This is a genomic window from Amycolatopsis sp. NBC_01286 (assembly GCF_035982555.1).
Lineage (GTDB): Bacteria > Actinomycetota > Actinomycetes > Mycobacteriales > Pseudonocardiaceae > Amycolatopsis.
In genome coordinates this window covers 1,174,471-1,196,961 of sequence record NZ_CP108428.1, presented here as the reverse complement: position 1 = coordinate 1,196,961, position 22,491 = coordinate 1,174,471, and the positions used below count along the sequence as shown (strand labels likewise).

Here is a 22,491-nt window from a genome sequence, read left to right as displayed (position 1 = left end):
TGCAGTACGTCGGCGGGCCTCGTGGCCTGCCTGATCCCGACGCCTGTATGACGTACGGAAGCTTCGATATCAAACGCAGTGTACCTGGTCAGCAGTTTTTCGACAGTACCCGGCACGCCGGAGGCAGTGGGATCGGTCTCGTCCCGACACGCCCGGGTGCTTCGGCGATACCCTGCTGCCGTGACCGACCCGAAAGAGATCACCGAAGGCGTCGTCGACCTTCTGGGCGTGATCGCCTACCTCGAGCTGTCCGCGTTCGACCGGCTGGCCGAGGACGCGCGCAGTGCCCCCACCCTGGCCGGGCGGGCCGCGCTGGCGGCCATGGCGGCCGCCGAGATCGGTCACTACGGCCTGCTGTCCGCGCACCTGGCCGGGCACGGCGTCGCGATCGAGGACGCGATGGCGCCGTTCCCGAAGCACATCGACGACTGGCACGCCTCGACCCCGCCGAAGTCGTGGCTGGAATCGCTCGTCAAAGCCTACGTCGGCGACGGCCTCGCCGCCGACCTCTACCGGGAGATGGCCAGCTGGCTGGACCCCGAGACCAAGGACCTGGTGCTCACCGTGCTGGCCGACACCGGACACTCCGCCTTCGCCGAGCGCGAGGTGGCGGCCGGGATCGAAGCCGACCCCAAGACCCGCGACAAGCTCGCTCTGTGGGGGCGCCGCCTGCTCGGCGAAGCGCTCACGCAGGCCCAGTACGTCGTCGCCGAACGAGACGGCCTGGCCGAGCTCATCATCGGCGGATCGGGTGACCTCTCCGGAATTGCGGCACTGTTCCGAAGGTTGCAACAGGGGCACACGAAGCGCATGCAGGCCCTCGGCCTGGGCTGACCCCGATGGAGTACCAGGACACGACGACGTGGCCGGGCGCGGACATGCGGCACCGCAACGACCCGGTTCGGTTAGCCTTGCCGAGCACATCCCTTTCGAATTTCCAGCGGAGGTCCCACGTGGAGGTCAAGATCGGCATCAAGGACACCCCGCGCGAGCTGGTGGTGTCCAGTGGCCAGTCTCCCGACGAGGTGGAGAAGCTGGTCGCCGAGGCCCTGACGGCCGGTGACGGGCTCTTCCGCCTCAACGACGAGAAGGGCCGCAAGTACATCGTCCCCTCCGACCGCATCGCCTACGTCGAGATCGCGCCGTCCGACACCCGCAAGGTCGGCTTCGGCGTCGGCGACTGACGTCACACCGCGGTAACCGTCCGGTCTCAGCTCGCTCTCAGCCCCATCCGTCACCGTGCCCCGGCAGGGTTCGGGCGGGGTGAGCGAGAGATGAGGTGGACGGCGTCCACGCGGTGACAACGGCTCCGGCACGGAGCCGCGAACACCAGCCCACGGCCGGTCCCGCTCCCCGGAGCGGACCGGCCGTCCGGCTGACCGGGATCGACGTGGCCCGCGGGGCCGCGGTGCTGGGGATGTACGCGGTGCACCTCGGGCCGAACCCGCTCGACGGCGGTGGCGCCGCCTGGTTCAAGCCCTTCGAAGGCCATTCCGCCGCGCTCTTCGCGGTGCTGGCCGGCGTCTCGATCGCGCTGATGTCCGGCGGGCGGCGGCCCAAAGCGGGCCGGGCCCGCACGCGCGTCGCGCTCCGGCTGGCGACCCGGGCTCCGCTGCTGGTCGCGCTGGGGCTCCTGGTGACCGGGCTCGGCACCGGCTACATGGTCATCCTCGCCTACTACGGCGCCTGTTTCCTGCTCGCTATCCCGTGGCTGCGCTGCCGCGCGCGCACGCTCGCCGTCGCCGCGCTGGTCACGGCCGTGGTCATGCCGCTGGTGTCCTTCGCGGTGCGGTCCGTCTTCGCGCCGCGCGACCTGGTCTTCGAGGCGCCGGACGTCGCGTGGGGCGACTTCGCGACCTGGCACGGCCTCGGGCGCGCGGCCGGCGTGCTGCTGCTGACCGGGACGTTCCCGGCGGTCACCCTGATGGCCTACCTGTTCGCCGGGATGGCGATCGGGCGCCTCGACCTTCGCTCCCCGGTGGTCGCCCGCGCGCTGTGCTCCGGTGGCGCGGCGCTGGCGGCGGGCGCGTACGCCGTCTCGTGGCTCGCGACGCGCGTCTTCGGCGGCCTCGAAGCCGTCCACCAGGCTTTGGAGCCGGCCGCGGCGAGCTACGGCATGAGCCCGGAGACGCTGCTGCACCTCGACGAGTCCTGGATCCACGGCACGCCGCCGACCACGACGTGGGCGTGGGAGCTGCTCGCGAGCGGCGCGTCGTGCACGCCGTTCGACCTGCTGGTGTCGATCGGCATCGCGGCTTCGGTGATCGGCGGCTGCCTGCTGCTCGCGCCGCGCTTCGAACGGCTCCTGCGGCCGCTGGCCGACCTAGGCGGCCGCGCGCTTTCCGCGTACGTGCTGCACTTCGTGGCGATCCGGCTCATCTGGGACAGCGACGGCGACGGCACGGACGTGTTCGCGCTCACCCATTTCGTGGCCTTCTCGGCGGTCGCGCTCCTCGCTTCGGTGGCCTGGCGTCGCTGGATCGGGCGTGGGCCCCTCGAATGGGCGATGACGCGGTTCTCGAGGTGGCCGGACCAGGTCCTCCGCTAGGTTCACCGGATCGGTGCGCTTTCCTTGGTGTGTCGGGGTTTCCCGGCTTAACTTCGTCGGCGATCCGGCGCCACGGGGCCCGGACCGACACCCACTCCGGAGCAAGTCGATGACCACTGTCGAGCCCACGACGACCGCCGTGGCGGACCTCGTGCGGAGCACCCTGGCGACGCACAAGTCGCTGTTCCTCGCGACTTCGGGCAATGACGGCCCGTGGGTCGGCGGCGTCTACTTCGCCGAGGACGACGCGTTCACGCTGAACCTGGTGCTGGAGCGCCGCGGCCGGACGCTCGCCGCGATCCGCGAGAACCCGGTGGTGTCGGTGGTCGTGTCGACCGGTTCGCCGATGCAGCCGTTCCTGCAGGCGCGGGCGCTCGCCGAGGTCGTCGCCGGTGAGGACGACACGCAGGTGCGCGAGACGCTGGTGGCGAAGGTCCCGGAGGCGGCGCCGTTCCTGGACGCCCCGGTCGTGGCGGTCCGCCTGAGCGTCCGCGGCTGGCGCGCGACGGACATCGCGAACGGCTGGCTCCCCGGCCGCGACCTGCCGAGCCCGCGGAATCCCTGAGCCGTACACCGGCACGGCCACCGCGCGGGTGGCCGAGCCGGTTCCACCGCGCTGCCCGCGGCGGCGCCTTCACGGGCGAGCGCCGTCGCGGGCGGCTGCGAAAGTCCGTGAATGCCACATCGAGGGACATAGCGTCCGTGAATGTGGCATTCACGGACTTCAGGCGTTGAGCTCTTCCAGCGACGTCGGCACGTGGAACGGCGGCGTGCTGGTGCCGGTGATCCGGTAGCGGCCCCACGGGTCCGGGTCCGACAGCTCGCCCGTCGCCGTGTGCGCGCCCGCGTGGATCTCGACGGCCTTCTTCTTGCCGCCGGCCAGTTTCGCCAGCTCTTCGTGCACCGCCACCCGGCCGTACCAGCGGTAGAAGCCGTCGATCGGCTGGAAGTAGCCGCGCAGCTCCACCTGCGCCGTCAGCGAGACGCCGTCGACCACCAGGGTCGCTTCGCCGCTGTAGCCGTCTTCGTCGTGGTCGCTCATGACGTCTCCTCAACAGGCACAGGTTCCGTGCGGCCCAGCTGGACCACCTTGTTCGCTTCCAGCGGCTGGTTCGGGTCGATGACCACGCCGTGCTGGCGGCTCAGCCCGTCGATGGCCGCCCAGATGATCTGCGTCAGGTACTCGACGACGGCGTCGCGGCCCATCGACCGGCGGTCCAGCCACCACTCGCCGGTGTTCTGGACCATCCCGACGATGCCGTGCGCCCACGGCTCGGCCGCGCCGGAGTCCATGTTGAACATCCGCATGTAGTCGCCGAGCAGCGCGGTCAGCGCCGTCGCGATGAGTTCCTTGTCCTCGGCCACGACGTCCGAGCCGACCGGCTTCTCCGGGCGCCCGTGCGCGAGCAGCCGGTACAGGTTCGGGTGCTCCTCGATCACGGTGAAGAACGCGTCGAGCGCCATCCGGATCCGCGGCACCGGCGCCAGTTCGGCGTTGATCGCCGGGATCAGCCGCTCGAAGAGGATCTCCGTGCCGCGCTGCCCGAGGGCGACGTAGAGGTCGGCCTTGTCGTCGAAGTGCCGGTACAGCACGGGTTTCGTGACGCCCGCCTCGGCGGCGACGTCCTCCATGCCGAGGTCCGGGCCGTGGGTGTCGAGCGCGCGCAGGGCGGCTTCGACGAACTCCTTGCGCCGCGCGATCCGGTGCTTGCGCCAGCGGTCCCGGCGGGCGTCGCCGGTCGCCTCCTCGCCGCGCGACGAAGGCTTGGACGGCTTGCCGGAGCGCTTGACACGTTCGATCACGAGAGGGATGCTACCAGAGGTAACTGTTACCTCAAGTTACATGTTTCGGAAGGGGCTGTCGGCGATGACGCGGACGCTGAAGGAACCGGATCGCGAAAAGACCGCGGAGCGGCTGCTCAAGTCGTCGGCGAACAAGTTCTACGACCCCGACGTCGACATCGACTGGACCGCGCCGCTGGTCGAGGGCAAGCGGTTCATCCCGGACGAGCGCTCCTCGCTGTACGGCACGAACCTGTGGGACAAGCTGACGCCGGAGCAGCGCATCGAGCTGGGGAAGCACGAGGTCGCCAGCGTCGCGACCACCGGGCTGTGGTTCGAGATCCTCCTGATGCAGATGCTGCTCAAGGAGGTCTACGAGCAGGACCCGACGTCCGCGCACGCGCAGTTCGCGCTCACCGAGATCGCCGACGAGTGCCGGCACTCGACGATGTTCGCGCGGATGGCGTCGCGGATCGGCTGCCCCGCCTACGGCCCGGTGCCGTGGCTGCGGAAGCTCGCGAAGCTGATGCCGACGATCTCCTACGGCCCGGCGCGCTACGGCGCGATCCTGGTCGCCGAGGAGGTGCTGGACCGGCTGCAGCGCGAGCAGATGAACGACGACGGCATCCAGCCGCTGGTCCGGATGGTCAACCGGATCCACGTGCTGGAGGAGGCGCGGCACGTCACCTTCGCCCGCGAAGAGGTCACGCGCGGCATGGCGAAGCTGTCCAAGGCCGAGATCGCCTACCAGCAGTTCGTCATCGCGCTCATCTCGTACTTCGTGACGCGGGCGTTCATCAACCCGAACGTCTACAAGGCGGTCGGGATCCGGCCGCGCGACGGCGTCGAAGCCGCCCTGAACAACCCGAACTGGCAGGGCACGATCGCCTGGGCCGGGGAGAAGATCATGCCGTTCCTCGAGGAGTCGGGTCTGGTCGGGCTGCCCGGGAAGTTCTTCTGGCGCAAGTCCTTCCTGCTCCCGGCGGGCCGGTGACCACCGCGTCGCGGCTGCGCGACCCGTCGCTCGGGCACCGGTTCGTCGCGAGCGACGGCGCCGCGCTGCACGTCGCGAAGTCCGGCCCCTCAGACTCCGCGGTGACGCTAGTGCTCGTCCACGGCTGGACGCAGGACCACCGCACGTGGGACTTCGTGCTGCCGCACCTCGATCCCGGGGTGCGGGTGCTGCGCTACGACCTGCGCGGTCACGGCGGTTCGGCGCCCGCGCGCCCGGGTTCGGCGTCGATCGCCCGGCTCGCCGACGACTTGGCCGAGCTGATCGCCGACCGCGTCCCGAACGGCCCGCTCGTGCTCGCCGGTCACTCGATGGGTGGCATGACGTTGATGGTGCTCGCCGAACGGCACCCACAGCTGGTCGCGTCGCGGCTCGCGGGAGCGGCCTTCGTGGCGACGTCGTCGGGCGACATGGATCGGCTGACGCTCGGCTTCCCGGGCCTGGTCGGCCGGGGCGTCACGCGCTTCGAGCCGCGGCTGGCCCGCCTGCTGGCCGGGCTGCGGTCGGACACGCTGCGGCTGCGTCCGGGGATGGTCCGGTCCGGTTCGCGGCGCCTGGTCTTCGGCGACCGGCCCGGCCGCGCGCAGGTCGACAGCGTCGTCGAGCAGCTGCTGTGCAGCCACCCGGCGAGCGCCGGGCTGTTCCTGGCCGCGATCGCGTCCCACCGCGGCGTCGGCGGCCTGGGCGCGCTCTGCGACGTCCCGTCGGTGGTGCTGGCGGGGGAGAAGGACCGCCTCTGCCCGCTGGCGCACGCGAAGGTGATCGCGGACGAGCTGCCGCACGCGGAGTTCGTCCGCTACCCGGGCGCCGGGCACATGCTGCCGCAGGAACGCCCCTACGAGGTGGCCCGCCGCCTCTCGGCCCTGGTCCGCACGGCCGTCACAAACTGACACGCACTGTCAAAAGCGGCACTTTCACGTGAAAGTGCCGCTTTTGGGCACCCGCCAAGGCGGCACTTTCACGTGAAAGTGCCGCCTCAGGGGGTCAGGAGTCCTTGAGCGGGAAGCCGCCGCCGATGCCGCGCCAGGCCAGGTTGGCCGTCAGGGCCACCGCCTCCTCCTGGCTCATCGACTGGTGGTGCTGCAGCCAGAACCGGGCGCTGACCTGGCTCATCCCGACCAGCCCGACCGCCAGCAGCCGGGCTTTGTCCTCGTCGAGACCGGCGTCCGCCGTGATCGTGTCCGTGATCGCGTCCACGCTCGCCGAGGTCGCGCGGTCCACCGCTTCCTGGACCGCCGGCTCGCCACGCAGGTCGGACTCGAACACCATGCGGAACGCGCCCGCGTCGCTGCTCACGAAGTCGAAGAACGCGCCGACCGTGGCCGGGACGCGCTGCTTGTTCTCCGTCGTCGAGTCCAGCGCCGCCTGCACGCGCCTGACCAGCTCGTCGACATGGCTTTCGAGCAGCGCGATGTACAGGTCGAGCTTGCCGGGGAAGTGCTGGTAGAGCACCGGCTTGCTGACGCCCGCGACCTCGGCGATCTCGTCCATGGCGGCGGCGTGGTAGCCGTTCTCGGCGAAGACCCGCTGCGCCGCGGCGAGGAGCTGGGCCCGGCGCTCGGTCCGGGGCAAGCGCACCCCTCGTTGCTGCAACCGCGTCATCTCCGTCATGCTCTTCCTCCCGTCTTCGCCACCTTCGACGGGCGGGGTCGCCACCGCGTGAAGTCGACCTGAAGATTACTCGCCGGTACGCGTGCTGTGCCAAGTGTCGGGCATCCTGGAGCCGTGAAGACCTCCGCCCATGGCCCGGGAGACGTCGGCGCGGCCCGGCCGCCGGTGACCCACGTGCCCCTCTCGACCAGGGCTTTGCCGCCGCTCGAGCCGGTGCTGCCGCCCTGGCCGGCGACGTTCGAAGAGGTCGGCACCGCCCGCCTCCACATCCGTCGCACGCCGGGCCCGGACGGCGTGCCGGCCGTCTACCTCCACGGCCTCGGCGGTTCGTCGACGAACTGGACCGACCTGGCGGCGCTGCTCGCCCCGGTCGCCGGGGGCACCGCGCCGGATCTGCCCGGCTTCGGCAGCTCCGAGCCCGAGGCCGGGTTCGACTTCAGCCTCGAAGCGCACGCCGAGGTCGTCGCGCGGCACATCCGCGACGTCGGCGCGCCCGTCCACCTGCTCGGCAACTCCATGGGCGGCGCCATCGCGCTCATCGTCGCCGCGCGGCACCCGGAGCTCGTCAAGACGCTGACGCTCATCTCGCCCGCGATGCCCGACCGGCGGCCCGACCCGCGGCGGCTGTCGGACCCGCGGATGGCGTTCGCCTACCTGCCGCTGGTCGGCGCGCGGGTACGCGCCCAGCTCGCCGCGCTCGGCCCGCGGGAACGCGCCGCCCAGGTCATCAAGCTCTGCTTCGCGGACCCGTCGCGGTTCCCGGAGAGCCGGCTCGACGAGCTGACCGAGGAACACGGCGCCCGCGCGGCCTTCGCCTGGGCCGCCCCGGCGATGGCGCGCAGCACGTTCGGCATCTTCCGGGCGTGGTCGGCGGTCGGGAAGGCGTCCCTGTGGTCGCTCGCGCCGTTGGTGAAGGTGCCGACGCTGGTCGTCTGGGGCCGGGAGGACCGCGTCATCTCGGTGCGACGCGCCATGCGCACCGCCCGCGCGCTCCCGCGGGCCCGGCTGCTCGTGCTCCCGCGCACCGGCCACGTGGCACAGATGGAGCGGCCGATCGTCGTAGCGAAGGCGGTTCTGGGCATGTGGGAGCACGTCGAAGCCGGAAATTGGTAGCCCGATCGGGTGACAACTGATCGCTGCGTGATCCGCCAGTCGCCGAGGGCGCCGCTTCGGCGCTGTGGCACCCTGGTGCGGTGGACCGGGTGAAGCAGGACGCGCGAGGCGAAGATCGGCGGGCTCCCCACCGCGCGTCGGCCCGCCGGCCGGCGCAAGGCGCCCCCGAGTCCGACGACCCGCCGCGCACCGGGCAGTACCGCCCGGCGAAGGCGCCGGCCCAGCGCGTCAGCGAGGACCGCTACCGCCCCGGCGGCCGCCGGACCTCCGCCGAACCGCTGAGCGCGTCCTGGAAGCCGCACGAGCAGGCGCGCGAGGCCAAGCAGGCCGAAGAGCCCCCGAAGACCGCCTTCGCCAAGCTCACCAAGACCTACGGCTGGCGCGTCTACGCCCTGCCGATCCTCGTCGTGCTGACCGTGCTCGTCGTCGTCAACACCGCGAACAGCCCGGCTGAGCCGATCGCCGAGCAGGGCGCCGGTTCCGGGATCGAGTCGGCGGGCGGCGACACGTCCGGCGGCTCCATCGACGGCGCCGACGGCCAGGGCATCCCGGAGAACCCGGCGACGCCGGTCGACCTCAAGGTGCCGACGGCGGACCTGCCGGAAGGCAGCCCCTTCACCCAGGCCGGCGCGGGCGCGTGGCACACCGTGCCCGGCACCGGCCCGAAGGTCGGCAGCGGCAAGCTCTACACCTACACCGTCGACGTCGAGGACGGCATCGACCCGGCGAGCTACGCCGGTGACGACGCCTTCGCCTCGGCCGTCCAGGGCACGCTGTCGGATCCCAAGAGCTGGACGTGGGACGGCAAGGTCGCCTTCCAGCGCGTGGACGCGAACTTCCCGAACCCGTCGTTCAAGGTGAGCCTCACCACGCCGGAGACGACGCACCGGGCGGACGCCTGCGGGTTCCAGATCAAGTTCGAGGCGTCCTGCTACCGCAAGAGCATGGGCCGCGTCCTGATCAACCTGGCCCGCTGGGTGCGCGGCGCGAAGGCCTACGGCGCCGACATGACCGGGTACCGGCAGTACGCCATCAACCACGAGGTCGGGCACGCCCTGGGCAACCAGCACGTCGGCTGCGGCGGCAACAACCAGCCCGCGCCGGTGATGATGCAGCAGTCCTTCGGCGTCAACGACGACTACGTCTCGATGCTCAACGACATCCCCGGCGGCGACAAGGGGAAGGTGGCCAAGGACGGTCTCATCTGCAAGACCAACTCCTGGCCCAACCCCACGCCGTAAGTCCCACCATTTGGACACGTGACGTCCATCCGCCCACGCACGTTGTGCACGTGGGAAGGTCTGCTCGCCCGCGCGCGTTGTGCATAGTGGGATGGACGTGTTCCGCGCGAGATGGAGGACCCGATGTCAGCACTGCCGCCGCTCGTCGAGCCGGCTGCCGAGCTCACCAAGGAAGAGGTGGCCCGGTACAGCCGTCACCTGATCATCCCGGACGTCGGGGTGACCGGGCAGAAGCGGCTCAAGAACGCGAAGGTCCTGGTCATCGGCGCCGGCGGCCTCGGCAGCCCCGCGCTGCTGTACCTGGCCGCGGCCGGCGTCGGCTCGCTCGGCATCGTCGACTTCGACGTCGTCGACGAGTCGAACCTGCAGCGCCAGGTCATCCACGGCCAGTCCGACGTCGGCAAGCTCAAGGCCGCGTCCGCGCAGGAGTCGATCGCCGAGATCAACCCGCTGGTCCGGGTCTACCTGCACACCGAGCGGCTGGACTCGTCGAACGCGCTGGAGATCTTCGGGCAGTACGACCTGATCGTCGACGGCACGGACAACTTCGCCACGCGCTACCTGGTGAACGACGCCGCGGTGCTGCTGGGCAAGCCGTACGTCTGGGGCTCGATCTTCCGGTTCGAGGGCCAGGTCAGCGTGTTCTGGGAGAACGCGCCGAACGGCAAGGGCCTCAACTACCGCGACCTCTACCCGGAGCCGCCGCCCCCGGGCATGGTCCCCTCCTGCGCCGAGGGTGGCGTGCTGGGCGTGCTGTGCGCGTCCATCGGCTCGATCATGGTGACCGAGGCGATCAAGCTCATCACCGGCATCGGCGAGCCGCTGCTCGGGCGGCTCATCAGCTACGACGCGCTGGAGATGAAGTACCGCGAGGTCAAGATCCGCAAGGACCCGGAGACCCCGAAGATCACCGAGCTGATCGACTACGAGGCGTTCTGCGGCGTGGTGTCCGACGAGGCGGCCTCCGCGGCGTCGGGTAGCACGATCACCCCGGCGGAGCTCAAGGCCAAGTTCGACAACGGCGACAACTTCGCCCTGATCGACGTCCGCGAGCCGCACGAGTACGAGATCGTCAACATCAAGGGCGCGACGCTGATCCCGAAGGACCGCATCCTCTCGGGCGAGGCGCTGGCGGAGCTGCCGCAGGACAAGCCGATCGTCCTGCACTGCAAGTCGGGGGCCCGCTCGGCGGAGGCCCTGGCGGCCCTGCACGCGGCCGGCTTCAAGGACGCGACCCACCTTGGCGGTGGCGTGCTGGCCTGGGCCAAGCAGATCGACCCGAGCCTGCCGACCTACTGACAGTTGTGCTCCGTGAGGGGCACCCTCCCGGCTCCCGTGGCCGTGAGGGTGCCCCTCACGGCGTTTCGTCCCGGTTCTCAAAACCGTCTGTGACCAGCGCGTCTTCTCGATCGTGGACCACCCGGCCGGGTACCGTCGGTCCTTGTGCGGTCAACCCTCGAACGCCCTCCCGGCCACGTCTGCGCGGCCTTCGGCGGGCTCGCCGACAACGGCGAAGCGCTGCCGGACTCGGCGGCGTGGCGCTGTGGCGACCTCGTGCTCAAGCCGGTCGCCGACAAGGCCAAGACGTTGTGGACCGCCCGCGCGCTCGACTACGTCGACGAGCCGGGCCTGCGGGTCGCGAAGCCGGTGCGCTCGACAGACGGCCGCTGGATCGTCGGCGGCTGGACGGCGTCGCGGTTCGTCGCCGGCACCGCCGAGCACCGCGGTGACGCCTCGGTGCTGGCCGCGGTGAAGCTGCACCGGGCGACGGTCGGGCTGCCGCGGCCGGACTTCATCGCCCTGCGCAAGGACGTCGACGCCGTCGCCGACCGCATCGCCTGGGAAGAGCTCGAAGTCCCGCTGGAGGAGACGAAGGGCGGCCGCTGGTTCGAGGTACTGGCCGGCGCGCGCCGCCCGATCAAGCTCTCGTCCCAGGTCGCGCACGGCGAACTGCTGGCGGGCCTGCTCTTCGACGGCGACGCGACCCCGGGCCTGGTCGACTTCGTCCCGTACTACCGCCCGGGCGAGTACGGCGCGGCGATCGTCGCGGTCGACGCCCTGGCCTGGGGCGGCGCGACCCGCGAGCTGCTGGAGCGCTGGGCCCACCTGCCGGAGTGGCCGCAGCTGCTGCTGCGCGCGGTGCTGTTCCGCCTGGCGGCCAACGCCCTGAACCCGAGATCGACACGCGCGGCACTGGACGGCCTCCGCGTAGCGGCCCGCGAAGTCAGCGGAGTGCTCTAACCTGGGACGCATGATCGCTCTTCGAAAGGCCCGTGCCGCGTAGCCGGCCTTCGAGCCTGCGCCAGGCTCGACGCATCGAGACCGCGACGCCGCCGGTCCGCGTTCCGCACCTCTCCCGCCGAGCCGCCCGTCAGCTCGCGTTCGCCGAGGTGGACGCCGGGCTGAGACCCGGCGGCATCGCCGAACTGCTGCTCGCCTGGGACTGCGGCAGCCGCCGGCCGGCCGTGCCGTCGTGCCCCTGCCCGGGGTGCGACCCGGTGGGCGCGCGGAACGATCTGGCCGGGCGCCTCCGGGACCTGCCACGCCGGGAGCGCGCGCTGGTGGGGATGGTCCTCTCCCGGGCCGACTACCGGTTCGCGGGTCGCACGTCGCCCGATCCGCTCAGCTCGGCGCCGTGCTGGTTCGAGCGGCGGTTCCTGGAACAGGACGGCTGGGGCCGGCCCTGACCTCACCGCGCGGGGCGCGTGAGTCGCGCCGCAATGTCAACTGCCGGAAACATTCGGTCGATTCCGAGTAACACGGCCTCCTTAGCGTCGGGTCATCCCGAACGACGCCGGAGGTGGCCAGTGCCGCAGGTCGACACGCACTGCCCGTACTGCGCACTGCAGTGCGGGATGCGCCTCGACGGCGTCCGCGTCACGCCGCGGGACTTCCCGGTCAACGCCGGGGGCCTGTGCCAGAAGGGCTGGACGGCCGGCGAGCTCCTGACGTCGCCGAGGCGCCTGACCAGCCCGATGGTGCGCGAGAACGGCGTCCTCGAGCCCGTCGGCTGGGACTTCGCGCTCGACTTCGTCGCGCGGAAACTGCGGGAACTCCAGGAAGCACACGGACCGGACGCCGTCGCGGTCTTCGGCGGCGGGGGGCTGACCAACGAAAAGGCCTACCTGCTCGGCAAGTTCGCCCGCGTCGCGCTCGGGACGTCGCAGATCGACTACAACGGCCGGTTCTGCATGTCCTCGGCCGCCGCCGCGGGGAGCAAGGCGTTCGGGGCCGATCGCGGGATGCCGTTCCCCGTCACCGATCTGGGCGACGCCGACGTCGTGCTGCTCGCCGGGGCCAACCCGGCCGAGACGATGCCGCCGTTCACCCAGCACCTGCGGGGCGCCGACCTGATCGTCGTCGACCCGCGGCGGACGCCGACCGCCGAGCTCGCGAGCCTGCACCTCGCGCCCGCGCCCGGCACCGATCTCGCTTTGGCGCTCGGCATCCTGCACGCCGTCGTCGCTGACGGCCATCTCGACCAGTCCTATGTGGACCGGCGCACGAACGGCTTCGACGCGATGTGGCGGATCGCCGCGTCCTGGTGGCCCGAACGCGCCGAGCGGGTCACCGGCGTCTCGGCCGCCGATATGCGCCTGGCCGCCGCGAAGCTCGCCGGCGCCCGCAACGCCTACATCCTCACCGCGCGCGGCACCGAGCAGCACGCCACCGGCACCGCGACCGTCGGCGGCTGGATCAACCTCGCCCTCTCCCTGGGCCTGCCCGGCCGCGCGGGCTCCGGCTACGGCTGCCTCACCGGCCAGGGCAACGGCCAAGGCGGCCGTGAGCACGGTCAGAAGGCCGACCAGCTGCCCGGCTACCGCAAGCTCGACGACCCGGCCGCCCGCGAGTACGTCGCCGGAGTGTGGGGTGTGGACGCGGGCTCGCTGCCTGGACCTGGGCGTTCGGCGTCGGAACTGCTCGAAGCGCTCGGTCAGGAAGGTGGCCCGAAGGCGCTGATGGTGTTCGGCAGCAACGTCGTCGTCTCGGCGCCACGCTCCCAGCGCGTCCAAGATCGACTGTCCGCATTGGACTTGCTGGTGGTCGCGGACTTCGTGCTGTCGGAGACGGCGGCGCTCGCCGACGTCGTCCTCCCGGTCACGCAATGGGCCGAAGAAGACGGCACGCTCACCAACCTCGAAGGTCGGATCTTGCTGCGGAGCAAAGCGATCGACCCGCCACAGGGTGTTAAGTCCGATTTGGACGTCCTCAACGGACTCGCCGAACGGCTCGGTCAGCCCGAAGGCCGCTTCCCGACCGACGCCGAGACGGCGTTCGACGAGCTGCGGATCGCGTCCAAGGGCGGCATCGCCGACTACTCCGGCGTCAGCTACGACCGCCTGCGCGCCGGCGAGGCCCTGCACTGGCCGGTCCCGGCCGACGACCACCCCGGCACGCCGCGGATGTTCCTCGACGGCTTCGCTCACCCGGACGGCCGCGCGCGGTTCGTGCCCGTCGAGCACACCGGCCCGGCCGAACTGCCCGACGACGAGTTCCCGCTGCAGGCCACCACCGGCCGCGTGCTGCAGCACTACCAGTCGGGCGCGCAGACGCGTCTCGTCGACGAGCTGAACGACGTCGTACCGGAGGCGTTCGTCGAAGTTCACCCGGACACCGCCAAGCGCGCCGGGCTCGAAGAGGGCGACCAGGCGCGGATCCGGTCCCGTCGCGGCGAGACGACGGCGAAGGTGCGGTTCGTGCAGTCGCTGCGGCCCGACCTGGTGTTCGTGCCGTTCCACTTCCCCGGTGCGCAGCGCGCGAACCTGTTCACCAACCCGGCGCTCGACCCGGTCAGCCGGATGCCGGAGTTCAAGGTGTGCGCCGTCTCGCTGTCCAGTGTGGACGGTGTGGCGTGAGCGCCCGGGACGTCGTGATCGCCGGCTACGGCATGGCCGGGGCCCGGCTGGCCGACGAGATCCGCCGCCGCGACCCGGCCGCCGAGCGCGTCCGGCTGACCGTGCTCGGCGCCGAGAAGCACGCGGCCTACAACCGGGTGCTGCTCTCGGCCGTCGTCGCCGGCGGGATGAGCCCGGCGAGCGTCCGGCTGCACGACGACGGCTGGGCCGCGCGCACGCACGTCGACCTCCGCCTCGGCGTGGCCGCCGCGAGGATCGACCGCGGCAAGCGCCGCGTCGAACTGACCGACGGGTCCACAGTGGACTACGACGCGCTGGTGCTCGCGACCGGCGCCAACCCGTGGCTCCCGCCGGTCGAAGGCCTCGACGCCGGGCCCGGCGTGGTCACCTTCCGGACTCTCGACGACTGCGCCGAGATCCTCGACGCCGCCCGCTTCGGCGCGCCGGTCGCGGTGCTCGGCGGCGGCCTGCTCGGCCTGGAAGCCGCCCGCGGCCTCGCCGGGCGCGGCAACCAGGTGACCGTCGTGCACCCGAACCGCCACGTCATGGAACGCCAGCTCGACCCGGTCGCCGGGCACGTGCTGGCCCGGCAGCTCACCGGCATGGGCGTCACCTTCCGGTTCGGCGCGACCGCCGCCCGCTACCTGCCCGGCGACGGCCTCAAACTCGACGACGGCAGCTTCGTCCCGGCCGACCTGGTCGTGGTCGCCGCCGGCGTCCGCGCCGAGACGAGCCTCGCCGAGGACGCCGGGCTCGACGTCGACCGCGGCGTCGTCGTGGACGACGTCCTGCGCACCAGCGACGGCCGGATCCACGCGCTCGGCGACTGCGCCCGCCACCCCGGCGCCCCGGCCGGGCTGATCCAGCCCGCGTGGGAGCAGGCCGAGGTGCTGGCCGACGTCCTGACCGGTACGAACGCCGCCGCGCGCTACCGCGGCACGACCGCCGTCACCCGGCTCAAGGCTCGTGACATCGACCTCGCCGCGCTGGGCGAGACCCAGGTCGAGGCCACCGACGACGACGCCGAGGTGCTGACGTTCACCGACCCGGCCGGCGGGCGGTACGGCAAGCTCGTCGTCCGCGAAAACCGCGTCACCGGCGCGATCCTGCTCGGCCTGCCCGACGCGGCCGCGTCGATCACCCAGTACCACGACCGCGGGACGCCGCTGCCGGACGACCGGATCGCGGTGCTGCTCGGCCGGGCCCTGCCGGCCGGTGCCGGGCAGGCGGCCGGCCCGGCCGAGCTGCCGGCGACGGCCGTGATCTGCCGCTGCAACAACGTCACCAAGGCCCGGCTGATCGACGCCTGGAAGGCCGGCGCCACCGAAACTCCCGCACTGGCGCGGGCCACGCGGGCCACCACGGGCTGCGGCGGGTGCACCGACACCGTCGGCGCCGTCGCGAGCTGGCTAGCCGCGCAATGACCACCCGACTTCGGAACGAGGAGAACGTGATGGCCCACCGAGGGAAGCACTGGATCGAGCACTGGGAACCGGAAGACGAGACGTTCTGGGAGGAGACCGGCAAGCGGGTCGCCCGTCGCAACCTCTGGTTCTCCGTGCTGGCCGAGCACATCGGCTTCTCCGTCTGGACACTGTGGTCGGTCATCGTCCTGTTCATGGGCAAGGACTACGGGTTCGACGCCGCCGACAAGTTCCTGCTCGTCTCGACGCCGACACTCATCGGCGGCCTGATGCGGCTGCCCTACACCTTCGCCGTCGCCAAGTTCGGCGGTCGCAATTGGACGGTCGTCAGCGCGTTGCTGTTGCTGATCCCGACGATCCTGGCCGCGGTCGTGCTGCACCCGGGGACGTCGCTCGGCACGTTCCTGCTGGTGGCGGCCCTCGGCGGCGTCGGCGGCGGCAACTTCGCGTCGTCGATGACCAACATCAACACGTTCTACCCCGAGAAGCACAAGGGCTGGGCGCTCGGGCTCAACGCGGGTGGCGGCAACCTCGGCGTCGCCGCGATCCAGCTGGTCGGGCTGCTCGTGATCGGGACGGCGGGCGCGACCGCGCCGCGGATCGTGCTGTACGTCTACATCCCGCTGATCGTGATCGCCGCGGCGTGCGCGTACCGCTACATGGACAACCTCGCGACGGTCCGTGGTGACACGAAGGCGATGCGCGAGATCGTCAAGGACCGGCACACCTGGGTGATGTCGTTCCTCTACGTCGGCACGTTCGGCTCGTTCATCGGCTACAGCTTCGCCTTCGGACTGGTGCTGCAGAACCAGTTCGGCCGGACGCCGCTGCAGGCGGCCGCGGTGACGTTCCTCGGCCCGCTGCTCGGCTCGCTCGCACGCCCGGCCGGCGGGTGGCTGTCCGACCGGATCGGCGGCGGCAAGGTCACCTTCGCGACGTTCGTCGGGATGGCCCTCGCGACGGTCGTGCTGATCCTGGCCTCGATGTCGAAGTCCCTGACGCTGTTCACGATCGCGTTCATCGTGCTGTTCGTCCTCACCGGCGTCGGCAACGGCTCGACGTACAAGATGATCCCGGCGATCTTCCGCGCGAAAGCCCGTACGGCGATCGCGAACGGCGCCGAGGAGGCGGCCGAACTGCTCAAGGCACGACGGCGGTCCGGCGCGCTGATCGGCCTGGCCGGCGCGATCGGCGCGGAGGGCGGGCTGTTCATCAACCTCGCCTTCCGGCAGTCGTTCGCCGACGCCAAGAGCGGCGTGCCCGCGTTCGTCGGGTTCCTGGTCTTCTACGGGCTGTGCTTCGCCGTCACCTGGGCGGTCTACCTGCGCAAGCCCGCCGAACAGCCGAGTGAGCGCGGTCGGGCGCTCGCGGGAGCGGAGGTCTGAGATGCCCACCCTGGTCGTCGCCGGACACGGCATGGTCGCGCACCGGCTGGTGGAGGCGGTGCGCACCGCCGACAGCGCCGGGCACTGGCGGATCATCGTCCTGGCCGAGGAGCCGCGCCCGGCGTACGACCGGGTGGCCCTGACGTCCTATGTGGATGGCTGGGACCCCGCGTCGCTCGCGTTGCCCGGCTCGGACTACGCGAGTGACTCCCTTGTGGACTTGCGGCTGGGCGAGCTGGTCACCTCGGTGGACCGCGCCGCTCGAACGGTCACCACGGCGTCCGGCACCACGGTCGCCTACGACGCGCTGGTGCTGGCCACCGGCTCGCGGCCGTTCGTGCCGCCGGTGCCCGGCCACGACCTGCCCGGCTGTTTCGTCTACCGGACCATCGAAGACCTGGACGCGATCCGCGCGGCGGCTCTGCGCCCGGGCCGCGGCCGGCGTGCGGCGGTCGTCATCGGCGGTGGCCTGCTCGGCCTGGAAGCCGCGAAGGCGTTGCGGGACATGGGACTCTCGCCGCACGTCGTCGAGATGGCGCCGCGGTTGATGCCGCTGCAGGTGGACGAAGGTGGCGGCTCGCTGTTGCGACGGCTCATCACCGGGCTGGACGTGACCGTCCACACGGGAACGTCGACCGACGCGATCGAGGCGGACGGTTCGCGGCTGGTGGCCCGGCTCGGCAACGGGACCGAGCTGGACGTCGACCTGGTCGTGTTCTCGGCGGGTGTCCGGCCGCGGGACGATCTCGCACGGCAGTCCGGTTTGGACGTCGGTCCTCGCGGTGGCGTGCTGGTCGATTCTTCCTGTCGTACGGGCGATCCCTCGGTGTACGCGATCGGCGAGTGCGCCGCGGTCGAGGGGCGCGTCTACGGCATCGTGGCGCCCGGGTACGCGATGGCCGAGATCGTCGCCGCGCAGCTGACCGGCGGGTCCGGGACGTTCCCGGAACCGGACACGTCCACGAAGCTGAAGCTGATGGGCGTCGACGTCGCCTCTTTCGGCGACGCGCACGCGACGACCGAGGGCGCTTTGGAAGTCGCCGTCAACGACGCGGTCGCCGGGACGTACAAGAAGCTCGTGGTCACCGACGACGGCAAGACCCTGCTCGGCGGCGTGCTGGTCGGCGACGCGGCGGAGTACAACACCCTGCGGGCGCTGGTCGGCCGTCCGCTGCCCGCGGAGCCTTCCGCGATCCTCGCCCCGGCCGGTGGCGGTGCGGCGGTCGGTGTCGACGCGCTGCCGGACGCGGCGCAGATCTGTTCGTGCAACGCCGTTTCCAAGGGCGCGATCACGCGGGCGGTCCACGAGGACGGCTGCGACACCGTCGGCAAGCTCAAGGCGTGCACCCGCGCCGGGACGTCGTGCGGCTCCTGCGTCCCGCTGCTCGGCCGGCTGCTGACCGCGGCCGGCGTCGAGCAGTCGAAGGCGCTGTGTGAGCACTTCGGACATTCGCGCGCGGAGCTGTTCGAGATCGTCCGGGCCACCCGGATCTCGACGTTCAGCGAGGTCATCGCGCGCTACGGCACGGGTACCGGCTGCGCGGTCTGCAAGCCCGCGGTGGCGTCGATCCTCGCGACGCTGGGCAGCGGGCACGTGCTCGGCGGCGAGCAGCTGACGTTGCAGGACACCAACGACCGGTTCCTCGCGAACATCCAGCGCAACGGCACGTACTCCGTCGTCCCGCGGATCCCCGGCGGCGAGATCACGCCGGACAAGCTGATCACGATCGGCGAGGTGGCGAAGGAGTTCGGGCTGTACACCAAGATCACCGGCGGGCAGCGGATCGACCTGTTCGGGGCCACAGTGGACCAATTGCCGCTGATCTGGCGGCGGTTGGTGGACGCCGGGTTCGAGTCCGGGCACGCGTACGGCAAGGCGCTGCGGACGGTGAAGTCGTGCGTCGGGTCGACGTGGTGCCGCTACGGCGTGCAGGACAGCGTCGGGCTGGCGATCGAACTGGAGCTGCGGTACCGCGGGCTGCGGTCGCCGCACAAGCTGAAGTCCGCGGTGTCCGGGTGCGCGCGGGAGTGCGCGGAGGCGCGGAGCAAGGACTTCGGGATCATCGCCACGGACAACGGCTGGAACCTCTACGTCGGCGGCAACGGCGGTACCACACCGCGCCACGCCGAGCTGCTGGTGTCCGATGTGGACACGTCGACGCTGATCCGGACCATCGACCGGTTCCTGATGTTCTACGTCCGCACGGCCGATCGGTTGCAGCGGACGGCGCCGTGGATCGAGGAATTGGAAGGCGGGCTCGACCACCTGCGCGCGGTGATCGTCGACGACTCGCTCGGCATCTGCGAAGACCTCGACGCGGCGATGGCCAAGCACGTCGACAACTACGCCGACGAGTGGCGCGGTGTGCTGGAGGATCCGGAGAAGCTGGCGCGGTTCACGTCGTTCGTCAACGCGCCGGGGACGCCGGATCCGGCCATCTCGTTCCGGTCCGAGCGGGAGCAGAAGGTGCCGGTCATGCTGGGAGTCCCGGAGGTGCGGCGATGACGACGTCTCTCGAACGGACCTGGACGGCGGTGTGCCCGGTGGACGCGGTGCCGGAGAATTCGGGGGTCGCGGCGCTGCTCGGCGACGGCGTCCAGGTGGCGATCTTCCGGCTGCCCGGTGCGCGGTGGTACGCACTGTCCAATTGGGACCCGTGCAGCGGCGCGGCGGTGCTTTCGCGGGGCATCGTCGGGGACGCCGGCGGGGTGCCAGTGGTCGCTTCGCCGGTCTACAAAGAACGGTTTGCGCTCCATAGTGGACAGTGCCTGGACGTGGAGGGCGTCTCGGTGCCGGTGTACGAGGTGCGCGTGCGAGAGGGCGTGGTCGAAGTGGAGTCGCCGTGACGGAAGTGCTTCCGCTGGCCGGTTTTGTCATCGGCATCACCGCGGCGCGCCGGGCGGACGAGCTCGGCGCGCTGCTGGTGCGCAAGGGGGCGGGCGTCCGGTACGGCCCGGCGATCCGGATCGTGCCGCTGACGGACGACACCGAGCTGCGCGCGGCGACCGCGCGGCTGCTCGACGCGCCGGTGGACGCGGTGGTGGCGACGACCGGCATCGGCTTCCGCGGCTGGCTGGAGGCGGCCGAAGGCTGGGGCCTGGGGGAGGCGCTGGTCGCGCGCCTCTCGACGTCGTCGCTGCTGGCGCGCGGCCCGAAGGTGACGGGCGCGATCCGCGCGGCGGGGCTGTCGGAGGACTACTCGCCGGCGTCGGAGAGCAACGCGGAGCTGTTGCAGCACCTGCTGGCGTCGGGAGTTTCCGGCCGGCGGATCGCGGTCCAGCTGCACGGCGAGCCGCTGCCGTACTTCGTGGACACGCTGCGCACGGCGGGGGCGGAGGTCATCGAGATCTCGGTGTACCGCTGGGTCGGCCCGGTGGACCCGGGCCCGGTGGACCGCCTGCTGGACGGCGTCTTGGAGGGCTCGATCCACGCGCTGCCGTTCACGAGCGCGCCCGCTGTTGCTTCCTTGCTCGCTTTGGCACGCCGCACGGGCCGCCTTCCCGGCTTGGTCTCGGCACTTTCGGGCCCGGTGGTGGCGGCGTGCGTGGGCCCGATCACGGCGGGCCCGCTGGCGGCGTTGGGGGTACCGACGGTCCAGCCGCACCGCGCGCGGATCGGCGCGTTGGCCCGGACGCTCGCGGAGACGTTGATGGCACGTTCCCCCAGGCTGCAGGCGGGCGGCCAGTGTCTGGAACTCCGCGGCGAGGCCGCGATCGTGGACGGCGAGTGGTGCGAGGTGGCGCCGGCCCCGATGGCGCTGCTGCGGGCATTGGCGGCGTCCCCGGGCCGGGTGGTCTCGCGCCGCGAGCTGATCGCGGCCTTACCGGGCGGCGGCGAGGAACACGCGGTGGAGACAGCGATCGGCCGCCTGCGAACGTCACTGGGCGGCGGCCGGGTGGTCCAGACGGTGGTGAAGCGCGGTTACCGCCTGGCGGTGGACGCGTGAGGTCGTGAGTGTTTAGGAGGGTTAGAACCCTCCTAAACACTCACGACACGGACCAGGTGACGTCGTGTTTCTCGAAGCCGCGAGCCGCCGCGACCAGCGCGGCTTCCGCTTCGGCCGCTTCCCGGGCCGCCGGGCGCAAGGGGGCGAACGCCGTCAGGGTGAACGTCAGCTTCGCGCCGCTCGACTTTGTGCGCCACGTGCCCGCGATGTCGCCCTCGGCCAAGAGGACTCCAGGGTTGCCCAGCATCTTCCAGACTTCCTTGCGCCGCGCCGGGTCCGGGACCAGCAGGGCCTTGTCGCGCGCCTGGATGAACGGGTCCCACGGTGGCAGCAGCCGCACGACGTCGGGCTCCGGCGGGTTCTCCAGGGCCGGCAGCCGCGCTGCGGGGAGGTAGCGGGTCTTGCCTTCCACGTCGACCTCGGCCAGGTCGGACGGCCACGTCCGGTCCACGACCGCCCGGGACGTCCCGACGAACTCCGCCGCGTCGCCCGGGGACGCCGGGCCGTTGAGCCGCAGGTACGACGTGACCACCGACATCGCCGCCGCGGGGTCCGACGTCGTGCGCATGCGGCCGCGGCCTTCGAGGGGGACCAGGGTCGCCGGGGTGGCGCCCGCGACCAGGCGGATGCCGCCCAACGGGGTCGCGATGCGCATCAACTGCTCGTGGATGTGCGTCGCATTGCACCCTCGGCACCAGCGCGAGAACTCCGGCGGCACGAGCTTCGTGACCGCTGTCGAGACCGCGCCCTTGGTCATCTCCGCAGTGACGACCTTCCGGAGGGCGGCCGCCGCCGTGAAGACCACCTCTGACGCCGCCACGCCCGTCGCCGCCAGTTCCTTGCGTTGCCACAGCATCCTCGCCAGCGCGTCCGCGTCGTCCAGCGGGATCAGCGCGCGCGTTACCTCGGCGAGGTCGGTGCGGAGGTGGTAGTGCGGCGCACCGCGCAACGTCCAGGCCGGCACCAGGCGGTCGTCGTCCACAAGGGACACCGGACCGTCGAGCCGGGCCACCGCGGCCAGCAGCGCGGTGTCGCGCATGCTGTCCTGCAGCCCGGCCCGGACGACGGCGAGATCCGCGACGTCCGTCGAACCACGGTGCAGGCCGTGCTCGGCGATGCGGTAGGCGAGTACCTGGCGACGGTCCACGTGCGACTCCTCCTAGAGGCTGTACTCGAAGGTGTACCCCATTTTCTCCTCGCCCATCGCGCCGCCGACCGTGCCGGTGCCGGTGAGCCCGGTCAGCGCGCCGGTGCCCGAGCCGGGGACCACGCTGAACGTCGACGCGATGCCCTTGGCGTCGAACGTGAACTCGTGCCGCACGATGAACGTCCCTTCGCGACCGTCGACCTTGCCGTCGACACGCTCGAGGCTCGGCGACGTCGTCGAGCCGCTGTCGTAGCCCTCGCCCGCGTAGTACAGCAGCAGGTCGCAGACCGATTCACCCTCGATGACACCCTCGTACGCCATCGACGCGTGCGCGTACGCCACCCGCGGCCCGTTCCCGGAGCCGCTGACGACGTTCTCTTCCCAGTTCTTCATGGTGAATGCGTTCATGGAAGACAGTCTGCCGG

At 71.5% G+C, this 22,491-nt stretch carries 22 protein-coding genes; 17 read left to right on the top strand and 5 right to left on the bottom strand.

Translation table 11 applies throughout. From position 1 onward, the window contains the following. Nucleotides 1-180: 180 nt before the first annotated feature. From OG570_RS05560 to OG570_RS05545, 4 genes are all read left to right on the top strand, one after another. Nucleotides 181-834 (top strand): ferritin-like fold-containing protein, encoded by a 654-nt coding sequence (locus tag OG570_RS05560; RefSeq protein WP_247061088.1) that lies wholly within the window; start codon nt 181-183, stop codon nt 832-834. 119 nt (nt 835-953) lie between these two features. Then, nucleotides 954-1,184: a DUF3107 domain-containing protein gene (locus OG570_RS05555; protein WP_326946335.1), complete on the top strand. Its 231-nt coding sequence runs from the start codon at nt 954-956 to the stop codon at nt 1,182-1,184. Nucleotides 1,185-1,279: 95 nt separating this feature from the next. Further along, nucleotides 1,280-2,548, top strand: coding sequence for a DUF418 domain-containing protein (locus tag OG570_RS05550; RefSeq protein ID WP_326955838.1), 1,269 nt, complete (start codon nt 1,280-1,282; stop codon nt 2,546-2,548). 109 nt (nt 2,549-2,657) lie between these two features. Further along, nucleotides 2,658-3,113, top strand: coding sequence for a pyridoxamine 5'-phosphate oxidase family protein (locus tag OG570_RS05545; protein ID WP_326955837.1), 456 nt, complete (start codon nt 2,658-2,660; stop codon nt 3,111-3,113). A gap of 159 nt (nt 3,114-3,272) precedes the next feature. Here OG570_RS05545 and OG570_RS05540 read toward each other — a convergent pair whose 3' ends face one another. Beyond that, complete coding sequence (locus tag OG570_RS05540; protein ID WP_247061095.1) at nt 3,273-3,590, bottom strand: DUF4873 domain-containing protein; 318 nt, start codon at nt 3,588-3,590, stop codon at nt 3,273-3,275. After that, on the bottom strand, nt 3,587-4,360 hold the full coding sequence (locus tag OG570_RS05535) for a TetR/AcrR family transcriptional regulator (RefSeq protein WP_326951771.1): 774 nt from the start codon (nt 4,358-4,360) through the stop codon (nt 3,587-3,589). Before OG570_RS05535 ends, OG570_RS05540 begins: the two co-directional genes overlap by 4 nt. A gap of 55 nt (nt 4,361-4,415) precedes the next feature. On the opposite strand from OG570_RS05535, the gene OG570_RS05530 reads away from it, so the two are divergent. Then, entirely contained in the window at nt 4,416-5,324 is a 909-nt protein-coding gene (locus OG570_RS05530) for an AurF N-oxygenase family protein (RefSeq protein WP_326955836.1), read from the top strand. Further along, nucleotides 5,321-6,232 carry an alpha/beta fold hydrolase gene (locus OG570_RS05525; RefSeq protein ID WP_326955835.1) on the top strand — a complete coding sequence of 304 codons (912 nt, stop codon included), beginning with the start codon at nt 5,321-5,323 and terminating at the stop codon, nt 6,230-6,232. The genes OG570_RS05530 and OG570_RS05525 overlap by 4 nt, the downstream gene beginning before the upstream one ends. Before the next feature lie 94 nt (nt 6,233-6,326). Here OG570_RS05525 and OG570_RS05520 read toward each other — a convergent pair whose 3' ends face one another. Beyond that, nucleotides 6,327-6,953: a TetR/AcrR family transcriptional regulator gene (locus OG570_RS05520; protein WP_247061100.1), complete on the bottom strand. Its 627-nt coding sequence runs from the start codon at nt 6,951-6,953 to the stop codon at nt 6,327-6,329. Nucleotides 6,954-7,166: 213 nt separating this feature from the next. On the opposite strand from OG570_RS05520, the gene OG570_RS05515 reads away from it, so the two are divergent. The 11 genes from OG570_RS05515 (at nt 7,167) to OG570_RS05465 (ending at nt 20,919) form a co-directional block, all read left to right on the top strand. After that, nucleotides 7,167-8,066, top strand: coding sequence for an alpha/beta fold hydrolase (locus tag OG570_RS05515; protein ID WP_326951772.1), 900 nt, complete (start codon nt 7,167-7,169; stop codon nt 8,064-8,066). 80 nt (nt 8,067-8,146) lie between these two features. After that, complete coding sequence (locus OG570_RS05510) at nt 8,147-9,307, top strand: DUF3152 domain-containing protein (protein WP_326955834.1); 1,161 nt, start codon at nt 8,147-8,149, stop codon at nt 9,305-9,307. 123 nt (nt 9,308-9,430) lie between these two features. Further along, nucleotides 9,431-10,606, top strand: coding sequence for an adenylyltransferase/sulfurtransferase MoeZ (gene moeZ / locus OG570_RS05505; RefSeq protein WP_326955833.1), 1,176 nt, complete (start codon nt 9,431-9,433; stop codon nt 10,604-10,606). A 144-nt stretch (nt 10,607-10,750) separates the two neighbouring features. Next, the gene (locus tag OG570_RS05500) at nt 10,751-11,548 is read left to right on the top strand and encodes a TIGR02569 family protein (RefSeq protein ID WP_326946340.1); all 798 of its coding nucleotides are present in this window, start codon (nt 10,751-10,753) and stop codon (nt 11,546-11,548) included. Nucleotides 11,549-11,580: 32 nt separating this feature from the next. After that, on the top strand, nt 11,581-11,994 hold the full coding sequence (locus tag OG570_RS05495) for a hypothetical protein (protein WP_326955832.1): 414 nt from the start codon (nt 11,581-11,583) through the stop codon (nt 11,992-11,994). Nucleotides 11,995-12,114: 120 nt separating this feature from the next. Then, complete coding sequence (locus tag OG570_RS05490) at nt 12,115-14,163, top strand: molybdopterin oxidoreductase family protein (RefSeq protein WP_326955831.1); 2,049 nt, start codon at nt 12,115-12,117, stop codon at nt 14,161-14,163. Further along, entirely contained in the window at nt 14,160-15,587 is a 1,428-nt protein-coding gene (locus OG570_RS05485) for an FAD-dependent oxidoreductase (RefSeq protein ID WP_326955830.1), read from the top strand. Before OG570_RS05490 ends, OG570_RS05485 begins: the two co-directional genes overlap by 4 nt. Before the next feature lie 29 nt (nt 15,588-15,616). Next, on the top strand, nt 15,617-16,972 hold the full coding sequence (locus tag OG570_RS05480) for a nitrate/nitrite transporter (RefSeq protein ID WP_326955829.1): 1,356 nt from the start codon (nt 15,617-15,619) through the stop codon (nt 16,970-16,972). Between the two features lies 1 nt (nt 16,973). Then, nucleotides 16,974-19,478: a nitrite reductase large subunit NirB gene (gene nirB, locus OG570_RS05475; RefSeq protein WP_326955828.1), complete on the top strand. Its 2,505-nt coding sequence runs from the start codon at nt 16,974-16,976 to the stop codon at nt 19,476-19,478. Then, nucleotides 19,475-19,819, top strand: coding sequence for a nitrite reductase small subunit NirD (nirD, locus tag OG570_RS05470; RefSeq protein ID WP_326955827.1), 345 nt, complete (start codon nt 19,475-19,477; stop codon nt 19,817-19,819). Before nirB ends, nirD begins: the two co-directional genes overlap by 4 nt. Beyond that, nucleotides 19,816-20,919, top strand: coding sequence for a uroporphyrinogen-III synthase (locus OG570_RS05465; protein ID WP_326955826.1), 1,104 nt, complete (start codon nt 19,816-19,818; stop codon nt 20,917-20,919). Before nirD ends, OG570_RS05465 begins: the two co-directional genes overlap by 4 nt. A 40-nt stretch (nt 20,920-20,959) precedes the next feature. Here the strand turns inward: OG570_RS05465 and OG570_RS05460 are convergent, their stop codons facing one another. Both OG570_RS05460 and OG570_RS05455 read right to left on the bottom strand, forming a co-directional pair. Beyond that, nucleotides 20,960-22,066, bottom strand: coding sequence for a DNA glycosylase AlkZ-like family protein (locus OG570_RS05460; protein WP_326955825.1), 1,107 nt, complete (start codon nt 22,064-22,066; stop codon nt 20,960-20,962). Between the two features lie 12 nt (nt 22,067-22,078). Beyond that, the gene (locus tag OG570_RS05455; protein ID WP_326946349.1) at nt 22,079-22,474 is read right to left on the bottom strand and encodes a DUF3224 domain-containing protein; all 396 of its coding nucleotides are present in this window, start codon (nt 22,472-22,474) and stop codon (nt 22,079-22,081) included. Nucleotides 22,475-22,491 lie beyond the last annotated feature (17 nt).